Origin of the sequence: Streptomyces sp. NPDC006326 (assembly GCF_040612915.1) — a bacterium.
Taxonomy (GTDB): domain Bacteria; phylum Actinomycetota; class Actinomycetes; order Streptomycetales; family Streptomycetaceae; genus Streptomyces.
This window is the reverse complement of sequence record NZ_JBEXRC010000032.1, coordinates 36806-57453: the sequence shown is the minus strand read 5'-3', so window position 1 is coordinate 57453 and position 20648 is coordinate 36806. Positions and strand designations below refer to the sequence as shown.

17 protein-coding genes and 1 riboswitch are annotated in these 20648 nt (G+C 74.6%); of the genes, 11 read left to right on the top strand and 6 right to left on the bottom strand.

The window, feature by feature from the left end; translation table 11 throughout:
* Positions 1-37: 37 nt before the first annotated feature.
* Positions 38-3649 carry a cobaltochelatase subunit CobN gene (gene cobN / locus ABZ128_RS23610; RefSeq protein WP_356850769.1) on the bottom strand — a complete coding sequence of 1204 codons (3612 nt, stop codon included), beginning with the start codon at positions 3647-3649 and terminating at the stop codon, positions 38-40.
* Positions 3650-3681: 32 nt separating this feature from the next.
* Positions 3682-3839: riboswitch (cobalamin riboswitch) on the bottom strand.
* Positions 3840-3999: 160 nt separating this feature from the next.
* Here cobN and cobG point away from each other — a divergent pair.
* Genes cobG through ABZ128_RS23595 form a run of 3 tightly spaced genes read left to right on the top strand, consistent with a single transcriptional unit; the run spans position 4000 to position 7474 of the window.
* Positions 4000-5337: a precorrin-3B synthase gene (gene cobG / locus ABZ128_RS23605; protein WP_356850768.1), complete on the top strand. Its 1338-nt coding sequence runs from the start codon at positions 4000-4002 to the stop codon at positions 5335-5337.
* Positions 5334-5981, top strand: a complete 648-nt coding sequence (locus ABZ128_RS23600; protein ID WP_356850767.1) for a precorrin-8X methylmutase — start codon at positions 5334-5336, stop codon at positions 5979-5981. Before cobG ends, ABZ128_RS23600 begins: the two co-directional genes overlap by 4 nt.
* The gene (locus ABZ128_RS23595; protein ID WP_356850766.1) at positions 5978-7474 is read left to right on the top strand and encodes a precorrin-2 C(20)-methyltransferase; all 1497 of its coding nucleotides are present in this window, start codon (positions 5978-5980) and stop codon (positions 7472-7474) included. The genes ABZ128_RS23600 and ABZ128_RS23595 overlap by 4 nt, the downstream gene beginning before the upstream one ends.
* A gap of 65 nt (positions 7475-7539) precedes the next feature.
* Here the strand turns inward: ABZ128_RS23595 and ABZ128_RS23590 are convergent, their stop codons facing one another.
* Genes ABZ128_RS23590 through cbiE form a run of 3 tightly spaced genes read right to left on the bottom strand, consistent with a single transcriptional unit; the run spans position 7540 to position 10368 of the window.
* Entirely contained in the window at positions 7540-8337 is a 798-nt protein-coding gene (locus ABZ128_RS23590) for a cobalt-precorrin-6A reductase (protein WP_356850765.1), read from the bottom strand.
* Positions 8327-9076 carry a precorrin-4 C(11)-methyltransferase gene (gene cobM / locus ABZ128_RS23585; RefSeq protein ID WP_356850764.1) on the bottom strand — a complete coding sequence of 250 codons (750 nt, stop codon included), beginning with the start codon at positions 9074-9076 and terminating at the stop codon, positions 8327-8329. The genes ABZ128_RS23590 and cobM overlap by 11 nt, the downstream gene beginning before the upstream one ends.
* Positions 9073-10368 carry a precorrin-6y C5,15-methyltransferase (decarboxylating) subunit CbiE gene (gene cbiE, locus ABZ128_RS23580; protein ID WP_356850763.1) on the bottom strand — a complete coding sequence of 432 codons (1296 nt, stop codon included), beginning with the start codon at positions 10366-10368 and terminating at the stop codon, positions 9073-9075. Before cbiE ends, cobM begins: the two co-directional genes overlap by 4 nt.
* 139 nt (positions 10369-10507) lie before the next feature.
* Between cbiE and ABZ128_RS23575 the strand changes: the two genes are divergently transcribed.
* Entirely contained in the window at positions 10508-11440 is a 933-nt protein-coding gene (locus ABZ128_RS23575; protein ID WP_356850762.1) for an oxidoreductase, read from the top strand.
* A 128-nt stretch (positions 11441-11568) separates the two neighbouring features.
* Positions 11569-12966, top strand: coding sequence for an FAD-dependent monooxygenase (locus ABZ128_RS23570; RefSeq protein WP_356850761.1), 1398 nt, complete (start codon positions 11569-11571; stop codon positions 12964-12966).
* A gap of 15 nt (positions 12967-12981) precedes the next feature.
* On the opposite strand, the gene ABZ128_RS23565 is transcribed toward ABZ128_RS23570, so the two are convergent.
* A complete protein-coding gene (locus tag ABZ128_RS23565; protein WP_356850760.1) occupies positions 12982-13956 on the bottom strand; it encodes a trypsin-like serine protease in 975 nt (324 codons plus the stop codon).
* Between the two features lie 226 nt (positions 13957-14182).
* On the opposite strand from ABZ128_RS23565, the gene ABZ128_RS23560 reads away from it, so the two are divergent.
* Both ABZ128_RS23560 and ABZ128_RS23555 read left to right on the top strand, forming a co-directional pair.
* The gene (locus ABZ128_RS23560) at positions 14183-15022 is read left to right on the top strand and encodes a serine protease (RefSeq protein WP_356850759.1); all 840 of its coding nucleotides are present in this window, start codon (positions 14183-14185) and stop codon (positions 15020-15022) included.
* A gap of 198 nt (positions 15023-15220) precedes the next feature.
* The gene (locus tag ABZ128_RS23555; RefSeq protein ID WP_356850758.1) at positions 15221-15568 is read left to right on the top strand and encodes a hypothetical protein; all 348 of its coding nucleotides are present in this window, start codon (positions 15221-15223) and stop codon (positions 15566-15568) included.
* Positions 15569-15618: 50 nt separating this feature from the next.
* On the opposite strand, the gene ABZ128_RS23550 is transcribed toward ABZ128_RS23555, so the two are convergent.
* Positions 15619-16488, bottom strand: coding sequence for a (2Fe-2S)-binding protein (locus tag ABZ128_RS23550; RefSeq protein ID WP_356850757.1), 870 nt, complete (start codon positions 16486-16488; stop codon positions 15619-15621).
* A gap of 247 nt (positions 16489-16735) precedes the next feature.
* On the opposite strand from ABZ128_RS23550, the gene ABZ128_RS23545 reads away from it, so the two are divergent.
* From ABZ128_RS23545 to ABZ128_RS23530, 4 genes are all read left to right on the top strand, one after another.
* Positions 16736-17656 carry an iron ABC transporter permease gene (locus ABZ128_RS23545; RefSeq protein WP_356850793.1) on the top strand — a complete coding sequence of 307 codons (921 nt, stop codon included), beginning with the start codon at positions 16736-16738 and terminating at the stop codon, positions 17654-17656.
* Positions 17653-18717: an iron ABC transporter permease gene (locus ABZ128_RS23540; RefSeq protein ID WP_356850756.1), complete on the top strand. Its 1065-nt coding sequence runs from the start codon at positions 17653-17655 to the stop codon at positions 18715-18717. Before ABZ128_RS23545 ends, ABZ128_RS23540 begins: the two co-directional genes overlap by 4 nt.
* Entirely contained in the window at positions 18714-19538 is an 825-nt protein-coding gene (locus ABZ128_RS23535; protein WP_356850755.1) for an ABC transporter ATP-binding protein, read from the top strand. Before ABZ128_RS23540 ends, ABZ128_RS23535 begins: the two co-directional genes overlap by 4 nt.
* A 95-nt stretch (positions 19539-19633) precedes the next feature.
* Complete coding sequence (locus tag ABZ128_RS23530) at positions 19634-20641, top strand: iron-siderophore ABC transporter substrate-binding protein (protein WP_356850754.1); 1008 nt, start codon at positions 19634-19636, stop codon at positions 20639-20641.
* Positions 20642-20648: the final 7 nt, after the last annotated feature.

Sequence of the window (20648 nt, the reverse complement as noted above, 5' to 3'; positions counted from 1 at the left end):
GGTGGGCCGGGCGCCGTTTCCGTGTGGCGGGGCGGTGCTACTCCGCCTCGGCCTCCAGGTTGCCCTCCGTGTCCAGGTAGACCTGGCGGAGGGATTCGAGGATCCGGGGGTCCGGCTTTTCCCACATGCCGCGGGATTCGGCCTCCAGGAGGCGTTCCGCGATGCCGTGGAGGGCCCAGGGGTTGGCCTCCTCCAGGAAGGCGCGGTTCTCCGGGTCCAGGACGTACGTCTCCGTCAGCTTGTCGTACATCCAGTCCGCGACCACGCCCGTCGTGGCGTCGTACCCGAAGAGGTAGTCGACCGTCGCCGCCAGTTCGAAGGCGCCCTTGTAGCCGTGGCGGCGCATCGCCTCGATCCACTTGGGGTTGACCACGCGGGCGCGGAAGACGCGCGAGGTCTCCTCGACCAGGGTGCGGGTCTTGACCGTCTCCGGGCGGGTGGAGTCGCCGATGTACGCCTCGGGGGCCGTGCCGCGCAGGGCGCGGACCGTGGCCACCATGCCGCCGTGGTACTGGAAGTAGTCGTCCGAGTCGGCGATGTCGTGCTCGCGGGTGTCCGTGTTCTTCGCGGCCACCGTGATCCGCTTGTACGCCGATTCCATCTCGGCGCGCGCCGGACGGCCCTCCAGGCCGCGGCCGTACGCGTAGCCGCCCCAGACCGTGTAGACCTCCGCGAGGTCCGCGTCCGTACGCCAGTCGCGGGAGTCGATCAGCTGGAGGATGCCGGCGCCGTACGTGCCCGGGCGGGAGCCGAAGATACGGGTGGTGGCCCGGCGTTCGTCGCCGTGCTCGGCCAGGTCCGCCTGGGCGTGCGCCCGGACGAAGTTCCGGTCCGCGGGCTCGTCGAGCGAGGCCGCCAGCCGGACCGCGTCGTCCAGCAGTCCGATCACGTGCGGGAACGCGTCGCGGAAGAAGCCCGAGATGCGGAGGGTCACGTCGATGCGGGGGCGGCCGAGTTCGGACAGCGGGATGGGTTCGAGGCCCGTCACACGGCGCGAGGCCTCGTCCCAGACCGGGCGGATGCCCAGCAGGGCGAGGGCTTCCGCCACGTCGTCGCCGGCCGTGCGCATCGCGCTGGTGCCCCACAGGGACAGGCCGACGGAGGCCGGCCAGTCGCCGTTGTCCGTGCGGTAGCGGGTGAGGAGGGAGTCGGCCAGGGCCTGGCCCGTCTCCCACGCGAGGCGGGACGGGACCGCCTTCGGGTCCACCGAGTAGAAGTTGCGGCCCGTCGGCAGGACGTTGACCAGGCCGCGCAGCGGGGAGCCGGAGGGGCCGGCCGGGACGAACCGGCCGTCCAGGGCGGACACCACGTGCGCGATCTCGTCGGTCGTGCCCGCCAGGCGCGGGACGACCTCGCGCGCCGCGAAGGACAGGACGTCCGCCACGGCCGACGGGTGGCCGGAGGCCACCGAAGCCACCGCCTCCGGGGCCCAGTCCGCGTCCTCCATCGCCTGGACCAGCGCCCGGGCCTGCTCCTCCACCGCATCGGCCGAGGTACGGGTGGCCGCGGACTCGTCCAGGCCCAGCGCCTCGCGCAGACCCGGCAGGGCCGTCGTACCGCCCCAGATCTGGCGGGCGCGCAGGATCGCGAGGACCAGGTTCACCCGGGCCCCGCCCGTGGGGGCGCCGCCCAGGACGTGCAGGCCGTCGCGGATCTGGGCGTCCTTGACCTCGCACAGCCAGCCGTCGACGTGCAGCAGGAAGTCGTCGAAGCCGTCGTCGTCCGGGCGCTCTTCCAGACCCAGGTCGTGGTCGAGCTTCGCGGCCTGGATCAGGGTCCAGATCTGCGCGCGGATCGCGGGCAGCTTCGCCGGGTCCATGGCGCTGATCTGCGCGTACTCGTCCAGGTGCTGTTCGAGGCGGGCGATGTCCCCGTACGACTCCGCGCGCGCCATCGGCGGGACCAGGTGGTCGACCAGGGTCGCGTGCACGCGGCGCTTGGCCTGGGTGCCCTCACCCGGGTCGTTGACCAGGAACGGGTAGACCAGGGGCAGGTCGCCGAGCGCGGCGTCCGGGGCGCAGGCCGCCGACAGGCCCGCGTTCTTGCCCGGCAGCCACTCCAGGTTGCCGTGCTTGCCCAGGTGGATCATCGCGTCGGCGCCGAAACCGCCGTCCTCCGCGCGCGCCTGGATCCAGCGGTACGCGGCCAGGTAGTGGTGCGAGGGCGGCAGGTCCGGGTCGTGGTAGATCGCGATCGGGTTCTCGCCGAAACCGCGCGGCGGCTGGATCAGGATGAGCAGGTTCCCGCGGCGCAGGGCCGCGAGGACGATGTCGCCCTCGGGGTTGGCGGAGCGGTCGACGAACATGTTGCCCGGGGCCTCGCCCCAGTGCTCCTCGACGCTCTCGCGCAGCTCGGCCGGGAGTTCGGCGTACCACCGCTTGTAGTCGGCGGCCGGGATCCGGACCGGGTTGCGGGCCAGCTGCTCCTCGGTCAGCCAGTCCTGGTCGTGGCCGCCGGCCTCGATCAGGGCGCGGATCAGCTCGTCGCCGTCGCCGGAGACCACGCCGGGGATGTCCTCGACGGGACCGAAGTCGTAACCGCCCGCGATGAGGGTGCGCAGCAGTTCCACCGCGCTGGCCGGGGTGTCGAGACCGACCGCGTTGCCGATGCGGGAGTGCTTGGTCGGGTACGCCGACAGCACGAGCGCGAGCTTCTTGTCGCGGCGCTCGATGTGCCGCAGGCGGGCGTGCCGTACGGCGATCCCCGCGACGCGGGCGGCCCGCTCCGGGTCCGCCACGTACGCGGGCAGGCCGTCCTCGTCGAACTCCTTGAAGGAGAACGGGACGGTGATGAGCCGGCCGTCGAACTCGGGTACGGCGACCTGGGTCGCGGCGTCGAGCGGCGACAGGCCCTCGTCGTTCTCCTCCCAGGCGCTGCGCGAACCGGTCAGGCACAGGGCCTGGAGGATCGGCACGCCGAGCGCGGCGAGCGCTCCCGCGTCCCAGGACTCGTCGTCGCCGCCCGCGGAGGCGGTCGCGGGCCTGGTGCCGCCGGCCGCGAGCACGGTGGTGATCACCGCGTCGGCGGACGCCAGCTCGGCCAGCAGCTCCGGTTCCGGGGTGCGCAGGGAGGAGACGTACAGGGGCGCGGGGGTGCCGCCGGCCTCCACGATCGCGTCGCACAGGGCGTGCACGAAGGCGGTGTTGCCGCTCATCTGGTGGGCGCGGTAGTAGAGGACCGCGATCCGCGGGCCGTACGGGCGTACGGGCGTGCGCTCCAGGTGCCCCCAGGTGGGCGCGGCGGCGGGCGGCTCGAAGCCGTGGCCGGTGAGCAGCACGGTGTCGGAGAGGAACCGGGCCAGCTGGTCGAGGTTGGCCGGGCCGCCGTGCGCGAGGTAGGCGTGCGCCTCGGCCGCGATGCCGATCGGGACCGTGGAGGCCTCCATCAGCTGGGCGTCGGGCGCCTGTTCGCCGGTCAGGACGACGACGGGACGGGTCTGCCCGGGGGCGAGGAGGAGGTCGAGGCCGTCCTGCCAGGCGCGCAGGCCGCCCAGGAGGCGTACGACGACCAGGTCGACGCCGTCGAGCAGCCCGGGCAGGTCGTCGAGGGGAAGGCGGGAGGGGTTCGCGAACCGGTACGGGACGGGGCCGTCGGCGGCGGCGCGGGCGCTGAGCAGATCGGTGTCGGACGTCGACAGCAGCAGGATCATGCGGCGGCAGGCCTTCCTCGGGGTTTCCGCGCCCCGGGCAGTGAGGACGACGGGAGTTCCTGACTCACCCGGCGGATGGCTCCGCAGGGTTCACAGTGGCGGGACCGCGCCGGATTCGCACCGGGCTTCCTCCCATGTCGCCGTCCTCGGCGATGACGGGCCAGGTGGCCCGCCGGTGGTCATCTTAGGTGTCCGGGCCACCGGCCGGGAGCAGGGGTCACCGGGGCGCACCCGGGGCGCCCGGAAGCGCGGGTGTGCGCCCCGGGCGGGATTCGGGCAGGTGGGGGCGGAAGGGGCGGGTGGCGACGGCCACAGGTCGGGGTGCGGCAATCGTGGGTATGCTCGCCGCCATGCCGCCCCAGCCCCCCTCCGCCGCATCGCGGGACGAACCCGTCATACGCGACCGCGGCGACGCCTGCCCCGGCGCGCTGCGGCTGCACGCCGCGGACGACGGGTTCCTGGCCCGCATCCGGATCCCGGCCGGCCTGCTCACCGCCGGCCAGGCCTCCCGGCTCGCGCTCGCGGCCGACCGGTTCGGCGACGGGCACCTGGAGCTGACCTCCCGCGGCAACGTCCAGCTGCGCGGGCTGGCGGACCAATGCGGCGCCGAGCTGGCGGCGTTGCTGGACGATGCCGGGCTGCTGCCCGCACCCGGCCACGAGCGGGTCCGCAACATCGTGGCCACCCCCCTGTCCGGACTGGACGGCTCCGGCCGGCCCGACGTACTGCCGTGGGCCGGCGAACTGGACCGGCTGCTGTGCGCGAGCGCCCGGGCCACCGCCCTGTCCGGGCGGTTCCTGTTCGCCTTCGACGACGGCCGCGGGGACGTCGCCGCACTGGGCCCCGACATCACCGTGCTCGCCCGGCCCGGCGGCCGGGCCCTGCTCCGCCTCGGCCGCGCCGCGGACGCGGTGGAACTGTCCTCGGCCGACGCACCCCGGGCGGCGCTGCTCGCCGCCCTCCACTTCCTCGACACCGCCGACGCGGCCGGCACCCGCGCCTGGCGCGTATCCGAACTGCCCCCCGAACGCGCCCTGCGGGCCGAGGAGTTCGTCCTGCGGCTGGCCGCCGCCGGCATTGGGGCGAGTCGTACGGCCGACCCCGCCTGGCCGTACGCCGCCCCTCCCCGCCCCGGGCGGAGCGGCGCCGGCGACCGGGCCGTGCTGTGCGTCCTGCCGCCGCTCGGCCGCCTGACCACCGCTCAGTGGCGGGCGCTGGTCCAGGTCGCGGACCGGGGCGGGCACCGCCTGCGGATCACCCCCTGGCGCAGCATCGTCCTGCCCGACGCCCCGCCCGCCGCCCCGCCCGAACGGCCCGGGGACGGGACCGGCACCGCCCCGGCCCTGCTGGAGGGCGCCGGACTGGTGGTGAGCCCCGGCAGCCCCTGGGAGTCCGTCACCGCCTGCACCGGCAGGCCCGGTTGCGCCAAGTCCCTCGCCGACGTCCGCGCCGACGCGCGGAGCGTGGTGGAGCAGGCCCGCGGTGCCCGCCCCGTGCACTGGTCCGGCTGCGAACGGCGCTGCGGACACCCCCGCGGGACCGCCTGGGTCGACGTGGTCGCCACCCCCTCGGGGTACGACGTGGCCACCGAAGGCAGCGCCGCGCAGCACGGCGTCCCCCTCTCCGCACTTCCCGCGGCCCTCGCGGCCGCACGCCGCACCACCTCCCACGACGCAGCGAAGAAATGAGCGAGTACACAGTGTTCGAGTACGAGAAGGACGGCGCGGCGATCTACCGCCAGTCCTTTGCCACGATCCGCGCCGAGGCGGACCTCTCCGGGCTGCCCGCCTCCGTCGCCCAGGTCGCGGTGCGCATGATTCACGCCTGCGGAATGACCGACCTGCCCCAGGACCTCGGCTACACCCCGGACGTCGTACTGCGGGCACGCGCCGCGCTGCACGCAGGCGCCCCCGTCCTCTGCGATGTGCAGATGGTCGCCAGCGGGGTCACCCGCAAGCGGCTGCCCGCCGACAACGAGGTGATCTGCACCCTCTCCGACCCGGCCGTCCCCGCGCTCGCCGCGAAGATGGGCACCACGCGCAGCGCCGCCGCCCTCGAAGTCTGGCGTGACCGGGGCCTGCTGGAGGGCTCCGTGATCGCCGTCGGCAACGCGCCGACCGCGCTGTTCCGGCTGCTGGAGATGATCGAGGAGGGCGCCCCGCGCCCGGCCGCCGTCATCGGCGTGCCCGTCGGCTTCATCGGCGCCGCCGAGTCCAAGGACGCCCTCGCCGAACACCCCTCCGCCCTCGACCACTTGATCGTACGGGGCCGGCGCGGCGGCAGCGCCATCGCGGCCGCCGCCGTCAACGCGATTGCGAGCGAGGAAGAATGAGCGACACCACCCCGGGCCGCCTGTACGGGGTCGGGCTCGGTCCCGGCGACCCGAACCTGATGACCCTGCGCGCCGTCCAGGTGATCGCCGAGGCGGACGTCATCGCCTACCACAGCGCCCGCCACGGCCGTTCCATCGCCCGCTCGATCGCCGCCGCACACCTGCGCGCCGACCACGTCGAGGAACCGCTGGTCTACCCGGTCACCACCGAGACCACCGACCACCCCGGCGGCTACCAGGGAGCCATGGAGGAGTTCTACGAGGCCTCCGCGGCCCGCCTCGCCGCGCACCTGGACGCCGGGCGCACCGTCGCGGTCCTCGCCGAGGGCGACCCGCTCTTCTACGGCTCGTACATGCACATGCACAAGCGGCTCGCCGACCGCTATCACGCCGAGGTGGTCCCCGGCGTGACCTCGGTCAGCGCCGCCGCGGCCCGGCTCGGCACCCCTCTGGTGGAGGGCGAGGAGGTGCTGACCATCCTGCCCGGCACCCTGCCGGAGGAGGAGCTCACCGCCCGGCTCGCCGCCACCGACTCGGCGGTGGTGATGAAGCTCGGCCGTACCTTCCCCGCCGTGCGGCGGGCGATGGAGGGCAGCGGCCGCCTCGCCGAGGCCCGCTACGTCGAGCGCGCGACCATGGACGGCGAGCGGACCGGCGTCCTCGCGGACACCGACCCGGACACCGTTCCGTACTTCGCCGTGGCCGTCGTGCCCAGCCGCGTCGGCAACCCGGGCAGCGTGCCGTCCGGGCCCGGCGAGGTCGCCGTGGTCGGCACCGGGCCGGCCGGGCCGCTGTGGCTCACCCCCGAGACCCGGCGGGCCCTGGCCGACGCGGAGGTCCTCGTCGGCTACACCACCTACCTCGACCGCGTCCCCGCGAAGCCGGGCCAGATCCGGCACGGCTCGGACAACAAGGTGGAGTCCGAGCGCGCCGAGTTCGCCCTCGACCTGGCCCGCCGCGGCAAGCGGGTGGCCGTGGTCTCCGGCGGCGACCCGGGCGTCTTCGCCATGGCCACCGCCGTCCTGGAGGTCGCCGGGCAGCCCGAGTACAAGGACGTGCCCGTACGGGTCCTGCCGGGCGTCACCGCCGCCAACGCGGCGGCCGCCGCGGCCGGGGCCCCCCTCGGCCACGACTACGCCACCATCTCCCTGTCGGACCGGCTCAAGCCCTGGGAGGTCATCGCGCAGCGGCTGCGCGCCGCCGCGGCGGCGGACCTGGTGCTGGCCCTGTACAACCCGGGCTCGCGCAGCCGGACCTGGCAGGTCGCCCAGGCCAAGGAGCTGCTGCTGGAGCTGCGCGCCCCGCAGACCCCGGTGGTCGTCGCGCGGGACGTGGGCGGACCGGAGCAGTCGGTGCGCATCGTCACGCTCGCCGAACTGGAGCCGTCCGAGGTGGACATGCGCACGATCCTGCTGATCGGCTCCTCGCAGACCCAGGTCACGCAGCGGCCCGACGGGTCCAGGGTCACCTGGACCCCGCGCCGCTACCCCTGACCGCCGGAGTGCACGAAGGGGGCCCTGGGCGGTGATCCGCCCAGGGCCCCCTTCGCACCGGCAGATCAGCCCGGCGGCCGCAGCCAGTCCCGGACGGCCTCGACCGAGCCGGTCTCCGCAACGCCTTCCGGGACCGGGGGCCTGCGGACGACGAGCACTGGGATCCCGGCCTCGCGGGCGGCGGTGAGCTTCGGGGCGGTCGCCGAGCCGCCGCTGTCCTTGGTGACCAGCACGTCGATCCGGTGGCGGGCGAGCAGCTCCCGCTCGTCCTCCAGGGTGAACGGGCCGCGGGCGAGCACGGCTTCCAGCTGCGGCGGCACCTGCCCGTCCGGCGGGTCCACCGAACGCACCAGGAACCAGGTGCCGGTGAGGTGCGCGAAGGCGTGCAGCCCCATCCGGCCGGTGGTCAGGAACGCCCGGCGGCCGAGGGCGGGCAGCAGCTCGGCGGCCCCCGCGAGGGAGTCCGCGAAGGTCCAGGAGTCGCCCGGCCCCGGCGTCCAGCCGGGGCGGCGCAGCGCGAGCAGCGGGATCCCCGAAAGGGCCGCCGCCTCGGCCGCGTTGAAGCTCATCCGCTCCGCGAACGGGTGCGTGGCGTCGACGACGTGCGTGACGTCGTGCGCGAGGAGCCAGCCGGCCAGCCCGGCCGGCCCGCCGAAACCGCCGATGCGGGTCGCGCCCGGTGGCAGCACGGGCGCGGTGACCCGGCCCGCGAGCGAGGTCGTCACCCGGCAGGCGGGGTCGGCCGCCAGCGCCTCCGCCAGGCGGCGGGCCTCCGTCGTACCGCCCAGGATCAGGACGTGCCGCCCGGAGCCGGGTCCGGCAGAGGGGCCCGGTCGGGCAGAGGAGTCCGGTTCAGCAGACATGCCGGTCGCGCTCGGGGGAGTACAGGTGGCTGTCGCGGAACTGCTCGGCGCCCAGCGTGCGGCCCACCACGATCACCGCGGTGCGCACCAGGCCCGCCGCCTTCACCTGGGCCGCGATGTCCGCCAGCGTGCCGCGCAGGATCAGCTCGTCGGGGCGGCTGGCCATCGCCACCACCGCCACCGGGCACTCGGCCCCGTAGTGCGGCCGCAGTTCGTCGACGACCCGGTCCACGTACCGCGTGGCCAGGTGCAGGACGAGCAGGGCGCCGCTGCGGCCCAGGGTGGCCAGGTCCTCGCCGGGCGGCATGGGGGTGGCCTGCTGGGCGATCCGGGTCAGGATCACGGTCTGCCCGACGGTGGGGACCGTCAGCTCCCGCTTCAGCGCGGCCGCCGCCGCGGCGAACGCCGGGACGCCGGGCACCACCTCGTACGGGATGCCGGCCGCGTCGAGCCGCCGCATCTGCTCCGCGACCGCGCTGAAGATCGACGGGTCGCCCGAGTGGAGGCGCGCCACGTCCTCGCCCGCCGCGTGGGCCCGTACGCACTCGGCGATGATCTCGTCGAGGTTGAGCTGCGAGGTGTCGACCAGGCGGGCGTCCGGCGGGCATTCGGCCAGCAGTTCGCGCGGGACCAGGCTGCCCGCGTACAGGCAGACCGGCGCGGCGGCGAGCCGCCTGGCACCGCGCACCGTGATCAGGTCGGCGGCGCCGGGGCCCGCACCGATGAAGTACACGGTCATGTCGTCTGATCCTTTTCGTTCTCTGCGGTCGCTTCGGTGAGGTCCCGGGTCCGTGGCCCGGGTTTGGTCACGGACCACTGGGTGACCGGCATCGCCTGCCGCCAGCCCGTGAAGCCGCCGACCGCCGCCGCGTGCGCGACGGCGAGCTTGACCAGTTCACCGCCGTGGCGCCGGTAGCGGTCGGTGAGGACGGCCTCCGACTCCAGGGTCACGGTGTTGACCACCAGGCGCCCGCCCGGGGCCAGGGCCGCCCACGCCGCGTCCAGCAGGCCCGGGGCGGTCAGCCCGCCGCCGATGAACACCGCGTCGGGAGAGGGGAGTCCGGCGAGGGCATCGGGTGCGGCGCCCGTGACCACCCGCAGGCCCGGTACGCCGAGCGCCGCCGCGTTGCGGGTGATGCGCGCCGCCCGTTCCGGGACGCGCTCCACCGCCACCGCCCGGCAGGCGGGGTGCGTGCGCATCCACTCGATGCCGATGGAGCCGGAGCCGCCGCCGATGTCCCACAGGAGTTCCCCGGGGGCCGGGGCCAGGGCGCACAGGGTGGCGGCGCGGACGTGGCGCTTGGTGAGCTGGCCGTCGTGCTCGTACGCGGTGTCGGGCAGGCCGGGGGTCGCGCCGAGCCGCGGCACGGCGGTGGCGGGGTCGCGGCGGCAGTCCACGGCCACCACGTTGAGGGGGTCGCCGGGAGCGTGGTCCCAGCGGTCGGCCCGGCCCTCGTACGCGTCCTCGCGCTCGGAGCCGAGCTGTTCGAGCACCCGCATCCGGCTCGGCCCGAAGCCCCGCTCCCGGAGCAGAGCAGCGATCTCGTCCGGGGTCGCCGCTCCGGCACTGAGCACCAGGACCCGGCGCCCCTCGTACAGCGCGGCCGCGAGCCGGGCCACCGGGCGCCCGACCGCCGTGACCACCTCGGTCTCCTCCACCGGCCAGCCCAGCCGGGCGCAGGCGTACGACACCGACGAAGGGTGCGGGAGGACCCGCAGGGCGTCCGGGCCGAGCTCCTGCGCGAGGGCGCGCCCGATCCCGTAGAACATGGGGTCGCCGCTGGCCAGGACCGCGATCCGGCGCCCCGCGTGCTCCGCCATCAGCTTCGGCACGGCCGGCCGCAGCGGGCTGGGCCACGCCACCCGCTCACCGCCGCACTCCGGGGCGGGCAGCAGGTCCAGCTGCCGGGGCCCGCCGATCAGCACCTCGGCCGAGGCCAGCGCGGTCCGCGCGGCGGCGGTGAGCCCGGCCCAGCCGTCGGCGCCGAGGCCGACGACCGTCACGGGCGGGGAGGGCGGTGCGGAGCTCACTGGGCGGTACCTCGGGAACGGGGAAGGGGCGGCGGAAGCGGGCGGACCCGCAGCCTACTGGCCGGTGAACCAGCCCGCGGCTCCACCCCCGGACAGCGGCGGTCTACCCTCGGTAACCCACCGTCGCGAGGGAGCCGTCATGCCGGGCTGGAACGCCGAGAACATCCCCGACCTGAGCGGCCGCGCCGCCGTCGTCACCGGTGCCAACAGCGGCATCGGCTTCGTGACCGCCCGGGAACTCGCCCGGCATGGTGCGGACGTGGTGCTGGCCTGCCGCAGCGCGGCCCGCGGCCGGGCCGCCGAGGTCCGACTGCGGGCCGAAGTGCCGGGCGCCGCAGTGCAGTTCCTGCCGCTGGACCTGGCCGACCTGGGCTCTGTGCGCCGTTTCGCGGCGGCGTACGGGCAGCGGCGCGACTCCCTCGACCTGCTCGTCAACAACGCGGGCGTGATGGCCCTGCCGTACGGGCGGACCGCCGACGGGTTCGAGACCCAGTTCGGCGTGAACCACCTCGGGCACTTCGCCCTCACCGGGCTGCTCCTGCCCCGGCTGCTGGCCGCGGCCCCCGGGGCCCGGATCGTCAACGTCTCCAGTGGCTTCCACGCGCTCGGCGACATCGACCACGACGACCTGAACAGCGAGCGCCGCTACCGGCGCTGGACCGCGTACGGCCGTTCCAAGACCGCCAACCTGCTCTTCACCCACGAACTGGCCCGCCGGCTCCACGCCGCCGGCTCCGGGATCGTCACCGCCGCCGCGCACCCCGGTTACGCCTCCACCCACCTGCACGCCGGAGCCTCGCGGCAGGAGGGCCGCAGCGTCATGTCGGGCATCATGGCCCTCGGCAACGCCGTTCTCGCCCAGTCCGCGGCCGCCGGGGCGCTGCCCACCCTGTACGCGGCGACCGCCCCCGGGGTCCGGCCCGACGCCTTCTTCGGTCCGCGGCTCGGCTGGCGCGGCGCACCCGCCCGTTCGTGGCGGGCGAAGTGGACCCTGGACGACGTGTCCGGTGAACGCCTCTGGGCGGCCTCCGAGAAGCTCACCTCCGTCCCGTACGCACTGCCCGCCCGCTGATCGGGGCAGCACCGCCCGTCGCCGGCCGGGCCGGGCGCCCTGCCGTGAACCCGTCCGCCCCCGGGTGCCCCAAGGCGCCCCGGCGGGCACCTGACCTGTGCTGCGGCAGTCCCGGAACACTCCCTGCCATGGACGACGACATGGACAACCACCCAGCAGGCCACGATCACGCGGTGGTCCTCGGCGCCGGCCTGGCCGGGCTGCTGGCCGCGCGGGTGCTCGCCCGGCGGTTCGCCCGCGTGACCGTGGTGGAACGGGACGAACTCCCCGCAGCAGGGCCCGCCTTCCGGCCCGGCGTTCCACAGTCCCGGCACGCCCACGTGCTGTGGTCGCGCGGCCTGGAGGTGATGGAGGCGCTGCTGCCCGGCATCACCCGCGCGTTGCTGGCGGGCGGGGCCGCCCTGCTCGAATCCCCGCGGGACTTCCTCTGGCTGAGCACGGCGGACTGGTTCGGACCGGTGCCCGGGGCGCGCATCCTGCTGGCCGGGCGCGAGCTGCTCGACTGGACGGTCCGCCAGGAGGTGCTGAGCGACGGCCGCATCGAGGTCCGCTCCGGCTGCGCGGCCACCGGACTGCGCGCCGGACCGGACGGCCATACGGTGACCGGCGTGGAGCTGCGCGACGGCGCTCCGCTGGCCGCCCGCCTCGTGGTCGACGCCACCGGGCGCACCTCCCGGGCCCCGGCCTGGCTCGCGGCCCTCGGCCACCCGGCCCCGGCGGTCACGCGCTACGACTCCCACCTCGGCTACTCCAGCCGCTTCTACGAGATACCGCCGGACCCCGGCCGCCGCTGGCAGGGGATGTACGTACAGGGCCGGCCGGACAGCCCGCGCGGGGGAGTGCTGGTCCCGCTGGAGGGCGGCCGCTGGCTGGTCACCCTCATCGGCAACGGGGAGCACGCCCCGCCCACCAGGGACGAGGAGTTCCTCGACTTCGCGCGCGGCCTGCGCAGCCCCGCCCTGTACGACGCCATCCGCGACGCCAAGCCGCTGTCCGCGCCCACCGGCTTCCGGAGCACGGCCAACGAATGGCGCCATTACGAGCGCCTGGAGCGCTGGCCGGCCGGATTCGTCGTGCTCGGGGACGCCGCGTGCCGCTTCAACCCGGTGTACGGGCACGGGATGACGGTGGCCGCCCTCGCGGCGGAGGCCCTGGACCGGGCCATCGGCACCCTCGCCGCCCGGGACGTACCCCGGGCCGCGCGCCGGATCCAGCGCAGTACCGCCGCCGTGGCCGCCGTGCCCTGGCAGATCGCCACCAGCGAGGACATGCGCTACCCGGAGACGGAGGGGCCGCCGCCCGACCGGGTGGCCAGGGCGCTGCAGGGCTACATGTCGCGGGTGCTGGTGGGCGCCAATGCCGATCCGGTGATCTCCCGCCGGTTCTTCGGGGTGCTGTCGCTGTCGACGTCCCCGAACACCCTGCTGAGTCCGGGCACGGTGGTCCGGGTCCTGTCCAAGTGGCGGCTCCCGACCAGCCCGGCGACCACCGACTACCCCGCCCACCACGTGCCGCCGGCGGGTTAGGAGGCCGCCTGCGGGTCAGCCGGTCGTCGGCGGGCCGGCCGCGGCCCGTTCGTACACCTCGCGGACGGCTTCGCCGAAGCGGCTGCTGTACGAGGTCCGGTCGTCACCGCCGCCGTCGCGACCGCCGATCACGCCGATCAGGGTGTGACCGCCGGTCAGCACAGGTCCACCGCTCGTGCCGTCGGGTACGTCCGCGCAGTCCAGCCGCAGCTGCGCGGGCCCCGCGGCGCGGGCGGTGTTGGAGCAGTCCACCGGGTACTCGGTGGTGTTCGGATAGCCCACCACCCGGGCGGGCGCCGGGAGACCGGTCCCGAAGCGGATCGTCTGCGCCCCGGTGGTGTCCTCCAGGCGCTCGCCGGGGTGGCCGGGGCGGCGCAGCCGGAGGAAGGCCACGTCCAGGTCCGGGTCCTGGTCCTCGCTCCACCGCGGGTGCACGTCGATCCGGGTGGGCACCCAGATGCCGTACGGGGCCGTGCCGTCCCGGTAGCCCGGCGCGAAGGCCAGGTTGGTGCGGAAACCGAGCCCGCGCCGGTACACGCAGTGGGCGGCGGTGGCGATGAGGTCGCCGGCGGGGGAGTGGACCACGCTCGCCGAGCAGTGGTGGTCGGGGTCCCCGTCGTCGCCGGGGGAGAACAGCGCCCCGACCGCGGGCTCGGCGGGGGCGGGCCGGGCCACCAGCGGCTCGGAGGGCCGCCAGGGCGCGCCGTCCGTGGCGCCGGGCGCCGCGGGCGCCGCGGGCGCCGCCCCTTCGCGCGCCGCCTCCTCGGGTACCGCCCCTTCGTGCACCGCCCCGTCCAGGGCGGCCGAGGCGGCGCGGTCGGCGAGGACCGGGTCCTGGACGTAGCTGCCCTCGGCCCGGTTCCCGTCGTCCGAGTACGCCGCGAGGGAGCGCAGCTCCCACAGGCATGCGGAGCCCCCGGCCAGCAGGGCGCAGCCGAGGGCGGCGAGCACGGCGATGCGTACGGTCCGCCGGTGGACCTTGGTGACCATGTGCCGCTCCTGCCTGTGTGCCGCCCGTTCGAGAACGGGACGGGCGGGGCCGCCGGTTCCGGAATCGGAACGTGTCCGTCCTCACACCGGGCCGGCCCGGACGGTGGCCGGATTGCGCCGTACACCAACTGCCTTGGCACTCTTGTCAGTTGAGCTTGGGATCCCAACAATGCCCATGACAACCGGAGGATCTTCGGTTGCATCGTCATCAGAGGGGAACCCCCACATGAAGAAGCCTCTCGTCGGCGCCTTGCTGTCGCTGTTCCTGATGGGTGCGGCGGCGGCCCCGGCCGTGGCCTCGCCGTCGCCCCAGGACAAGGCCGCGGCAGCCGTCACCGTGAACTTCGCCGGGACGGTCGCGCTGAGCAACTGTTCCGGCTCCGTCGTCCGCACCCCCAACTCGCAGCCGGGCGACCCTGCGCTCGTCCTCTCCAACGGGCACTGCCTGGAGACGGGCTTCCCGGGACCGGGCGAGGTCCTCAAGGACCGGCCCTCCTCGCGCTCCTTCACCCTGCTGAACGCGGCGGGCTCGCGGGTCGCGACGCTGCGGGCGAGCAAGATCGCGTACGCGACGATGACGGACACGGACATCTCGGTCTACCAGCTGACCAAGACGTACGCCCAGATCCAGAGCCAGTACGGCATCAGCGCGCTCACCCTGAACGACGCCCACCCGGTGCAGGGCACCGCCATCAAGGTGGTGTCGGGGTACTGGAAGCGGATCTACAGCTGCAACATCGACGGCTTCGCCTACCGCCTCAAGGAGGGCGACTGGACCTGGAAGGACTCGGTCCGCTACACCTCCTCCTGCAACACCATCGGCGGCACCTCGGGCTCCCCGGTGATCGACACCACGACGGGCAAGGTCGTCGCCGTGAACAACACGGGCAACGAGGACGGCCAGCGCTGCACGGTGAACAACCCGTGCGAGGTCGACGCGAGCGGCAACGTGACCGTCCGCCAGGGCATCAACTACGCCCAGGAGACCTACACCATCGTGGCCTGCATCGGCGCCGGCAACGTCTTCGACCTGACCCGCCCCGGCTGCACGCTTCCCAAGCCGTAACCGGTCGCGCCCCGGGCGCGCCGCCGGGGCGGGCAACCCGCGCGCCCCGGCCGGTGTACGGGGGCGGGGCGCGGCCCCGGGGCGCCGGGTGCCTCGTTCGGCCGTCATCCGGCCGGGTGCGCCGGGGATGCCCTCCGCGGCGCGGCTCGCCAGTCTGCGAGTGAGGAGTGCCATCACCGCACAGACGAGGACCGTGCCATGTCCCCCTTCCGGCGTATCGGCGTCACCACCGGGGCGGCAGTACTGCTGCTCGCCGCCACGGCCTGCTCGGCCGACAGGACCACCGTGGGCTCGCTCAGCTTCCGCGCCCATGACTCCCCGGTCGAGATCACGTACGCGAACACGCCCGTCCAGGGCTGCCACAGGATCGGACTGCCGCGGGGTGCGGCCCACGTGGAGAACCACACCCTGGTGGACGTCATCCTGTACCGGACCCCGGACTGCAGGAAGGTCGACGGGGCCGACGGCATCTACGTCCCCACCGACTCCTCGAACGTGACGGCTCCCGACAGCCTGCCCTGGCGCAGCTTCAGCGTCGTCCACTGATCCGCCGCCCGACCCGGTCCGGGGAACGCTCCGGTCCGGGCCGGGCGGGGTCAGGCAGCGGCCGAGGGGGCGGCCGGTGCCTGCTGCTCCTCCTCCAGCCGCCGGACGCGTTCGGCGTCCGAGGTGCGCGGGCAGGTGAGGCAGGCGTTGCCGGGGCGGACGGTGTAGTACAGGCAGCATCCGAGCCGGGTGCGGGTCGGGTGGCTGCGGCCGTCGGTGCCCGGCAGGCTGCGGAAGGCGGCGGCGCCGGGGAGCGGCGGGGTGTCGCCGGGCAGCACCCGGCCGGCCGCCCGGACGGCGCGCTCCTCTTCGCCGAGCATGCGGCCCAGGTACCAGATGCCGGAGGCCAGTTCGTCGGTGACCATCCGCCACAGGGCCTGCGGGCGGCGCCGCAGTGCGCTTCCGAAGGCGGCGAGGACGGGGGCGGCGTGGGCGGCGACCACGGCCCGCAGCTCGGCCCGCAGCTCGTCCTCGCCGGCGAGGACGTGGGCGCCCGGCAGGCGGGCCGCCGGATCGCCGGGCAGGCAGGCGAAGTCGCCGGGGCGCAGGGCCAGGTCGCCGGTCCGGGGGTCCATCCAGACGTCCTCGGGCCGGATCCGGGGCACTCTGCGGTCCAGGTACCAGGGTCCGCTGACCAGGAGGCAGACCGACCACAGGTAGTGGTGCAGCAGTCGTGCGGCCGCCACGTGTCCGCGGGGGACGCAGTCGTACCCCGCCTGGATGCGGGCCGATTCGCCCGCGATCAGCTGCTCCTGGTGGCGGTCGAAGGCGGCCGCGCTGACCCAGTCCCGCCCGTCCGCCGGGGGCTGCGCCGAGGGGGTCAGCTCGAAGCGGAGGCTGGGGGACCGGCTTGCGAGACGCCGGTAGGTCCAGCCCAGCACAACGACGGCGCGGGGCCGGACCGGCTGCGTCTCGGACATGGATGCTCCCCACTTCGGCAATATCGACTAAGGTGAGGCTAACCTTACAACCACTGTAGGGTCTGCAGGTGCGCCGACTTGCCGGTGCGGTGCGGGACTTGACGAATTTAGGTAAACCTAACCTAATATGCGTCTTGTGAAACTCGATCTGCCGGCTCCCGCAGCCCCTGCGGCGCAACGGTCCCCGGCGGTACGGCGGCTCCTGCTGCTGGCCGCGGGGACGGGTGCGCTGGGGCTGTGCGCGGCCATGAGCCTTGCGCTCGGAACGCGTCCGATCCCGCTGCCCACCGTGCTCGACGCACTGCTCGGCGACGTACACGGCGGCGACGCCGACGTGGTGACGGGGCTTCGGGTTCCGCGCACGCTCATCGGCCTGGTGGTCGGCGGGGCCCTCGGGGTGGCCGGGGCCGTCGCCCAGGGCGTCACCCGCAACCCCCTCGCCTCTCCCGTCACTCTCGGCATCAACGCCGGGGCCGGCTTCGCCGTGGTCACCGCCATCTTCACGCTGGGGCTCGACCGGCCGATCGAGTACCTCTGGTTCGCCTTCGCCGGAGCGGCGGCAGCGGCCCTCGCCGCGTTCGCCATGTCCCGCCGGGGCGGTGACCTCGACCCCGTCCGTCTCGCCCTCAGCGGCACCGTCCTGACCGTGGTGCTGACCTCCTGGACCTCGGCGCTGATGCTCGCCAGCCACCGCACGCTGGACGAGGCGCGGTTCTGGCTGGCCGGCTCGGTCGGCGGCCGGAACCTGGAGGTCCTCACCCCCGTACTGCCCTTCGTGGCGCTGGGCCTGCTGGCCGCCTTCGCCATCTCCCCGGCCCTCAACACGCTGGCCCTCGGCGACGAGACGGCGCAGTCGCTCGGTGTGCCGGTGGCCCGGATCCGGCTGACCGGCACCGTCGCCGTGGTGCTGCTGGCCGGCTGCGCCGTGGCGGTCGCCGGCCCGGTCGCCTTCATCGGCCTGGCGGCCCCGCACCTGGTCCGTCCCCTGCTCGGCGGCGACCACCGCTGGCTGGTTCCCGGCTGCCTGATCGCCGGACCCGTCCTGCTGCTCGCCGCCGATGTGCTCGGGCGGGTGGCGGCCCGCCCCTCCGAGATCGAGGTCGGCATCGTGACGGCCTTCCTCGGCGCGCCGCTGCTCGCCGTACTGGCCCGGAAGGTGGCCCGATGACCACCGTCCTCACCGCCCCCGGGGCGGCGCCGGCCCCCGCCCGCCGCAGCGCCCGGGCCCGGGCCAGGGCCCGTACGCTGGCCTGGTGCGCCGTCACGGCCGCACTGCTGCTGTGGCTGACCGGCCTCGCGCTGGGCACCGGCCAGGTGAAGATGTCCGTCGGGGAGGCGCTGCGTGCGCTGGCCGGCCTGGGGGACCCCGGAAACGTGCTGGTCGTCCGCCAGTTCCGCGCGCCCCGGGTGGTCTCCGCGCTGATCGCGGGCGCCGGTCTCGCCGTGGCGGGCTCGATGCTGCAACGGCTGTTCCGCAACCCGCTGGCCTCCCCCGACACCATCGGTGTCACCGGCGGTGCCTCCTTCGGCGCGACCCTGATGCTGGCCACCGGCGCCTCGCAGGCGATGATCCCCCTCGCCGCGCTGGGCGGCGGACTGCTCGCCGCGCTCCTGCTCGGCGGCTTCGCCTGGCGCTCCCGGATGGCCGTGACCCGGCTGGTGCTGGTCGGCCTGGCGGTGCAGCAGGGCCTGGCCGCGGCGGTCAACCTGATGATCGTGCGCTTCCCCGCCGAACTCGCCACCTCCGCGATGCAGTGGACCACCGGCTCGCTGTACGGACGCAGCTGGCCCGAGGTCTGGGCGGCCGGCGGCGCGATCGCGCTGACCGCCACGGGCGCCTTCCTGGTGAACCGCCGGGTCTGCGTACTCGACCTCGGCGACGACTCCGCCGGAGGCCTCGGCCTGCGCCCGAACCGGGACCGGCTCTGGCTGCTCCTGCTCACCATCGCCCTCGCCTCGCTGGCCGCCGCGCTCACCGGCCCGGTCGCCTTCGTCGCACTCGCCGTGCCGCACCTGGTCCGCCTGCTGGCCGGTCCGCCCACCGTGGCGACCCTGGCGCTGACCGCGCTGGTCGGCTCCGTCCTGCTGCTCTCCTCCGACCTCCTCGTCCTGCACGTCCTGCCCGTCCACGGCCTGCCCGTCGGCTCCGTCACCGCGACCCTCGGCGCCCCGTGGCTGCTGTGGCTGATGATCCGACAGGGCCGGCTTCCCCAGAGGAACGACTCATGACCGCCAACCAGCTGGCCACCCAGAACCTGACCTTGCGTTACGGCAGCCGGGAGATCATCGGCGGCCTCGACCTGACCCTCCCCGCCAACGCGGTGACGGCGATCGTCGGCCCGAACGCGTGCGGGAAGTCCACCCTGCTGCGCGGCCTGGTCCGGCTCCTCGACCCCGCCTCCGGGACGGTCACCCTGGACGGCGCCGACGTCCACCGCATGCCCGCCCGCGCCCTGGCCCGCCGGATGGGACTGCTGCCCCAGCAGCCCGTCACCCCCGAGGCGATCACCGTCGAATCGCTGGTGAGGCTCGGCCGCTTCCCCCACCAGCGGATGCTGACCCCCTGGTCGAAGGCCGACCAGGCCGCGGTCGAGGAGGCGTTGGAGCGCACCGGCACCGCCGCCCTGCGCGACCAGCCCGTGGACCGGCTCTCCGGAGGCCAGCGCCAGCGCGCCTGGATCGCCCTCGCGCTGGCCCAGGACACCGAACTGCTGCTGCTCGACGAACCGACCACCTTCCTGGACCTGCGCCACCAGCTCGACGTCCTGAACCTGGTCTCCGACCTGCACGCAGAAGCCGGCCGCACGGTGGTGATGGTGCTGCACGACCTGGGCCAGGCCGCCCGGTACGCCGACCACCTCGTCGTGCTGCACGCCGGCAGACTCGCCGCCGCCGGCCCGCCGGCGGAGGTGCTGACCGAGGAACTGGTCGAATCCGTGTTCCAGGTGCCCTGCCAGGTGGTCCCCGACCCCGAGACCGGCACCCCGCTGGTCATCCCGCGCGCCCGCATCCCGGCCGAGGCCCGCAGCGCACGGACCGCCACCGTCTGACCCGCCGCTTTCCCGCTCCCGCACCCTTCCGGGCCCCAGTCACCATCGGGGTCCCGGTGCCCCGCCCTGCCCAGAAACACAGAAAAGGAACCCCCATGGCCCGCACCGCTCGTCCCCGCAGACTGCCCGTCGCCGTCCTCTCCCTCGCGCTCTCCACCGCCCTGCTCACCGCCTGCGGCGGCAAGGACGGAGGGGACGCCGCCGAGCCCGCCGCCGGCCAGAGCGCCGCCCCGGCGGCCGCCGGCTTCCCGCGCAGCGTCAAGCACGCGGCCGGCACGGCCGAGATCAAGGCCCAGCCCAAGCGCGTGGTGGTCCTGGACAGCGGCGAGCTGGACGACGTCACCCTGCTCGGCATCACCCCGGTCGGCGCGGTCTCCCCGCACATGAAGACCGAGGGCGGCTTCCCGAACTACCTCAAGGACAAGATCAAGGACACCAAGGACGTCGGCCCGATGACGGAGCCGAACCTGGAACTGATCGCCTCCCTGAAGCCCGACGTCATCCTCTCCTCGAAGGTCCGCCACGGAAAGGTCTTCGACAAGCTCAACGCCATCGCCCCGACCGTCCTCGCCGAGACCACCGGCCTGCCCTGGAAGGAGAACCTGGCCCTGTACGCCCAGGCCCTGGGCAAGGAGACCGAGGCGAAGAAGGCCCTGGACGACTACCAGGCCCGTGCCGCCAAGCTCGGCCAGGCCATCAAGGAGAAGAACTCCGGCACCGTCCCGACCGCCTCCGTCGTGCGCTTCGTGGCCGGTCCGACCCGCCTGTACCAGAAGGCCTCCTTCAGCGGCACCGTGCTCAAGGACGTCGGCCTCGCCCGTCCCGCCTCGCAGGACGTCGACGCGGCGATGCTCGACGTCAGCGCCGAGGAGATCAACAAGGCCGACGCCGACCTGGTCTTCGTGACCGTCGCCGACGACCCGACCAAGACCAAGCAGAGCGAGGTCCAGAGCACCGCGGTGTGGCAGGGCCTGAACGCCGTCAAGAACGGCAAGGTCTTCAACGTCCCCGACGAGACCTGGATGTCCGGCATCGGGGTGCAGGCCGCCGACCAGATGCTGATCGACATCGCCAAGGCCGCGGGCGTCGACGCCCCCAAGTAGCCCGGAT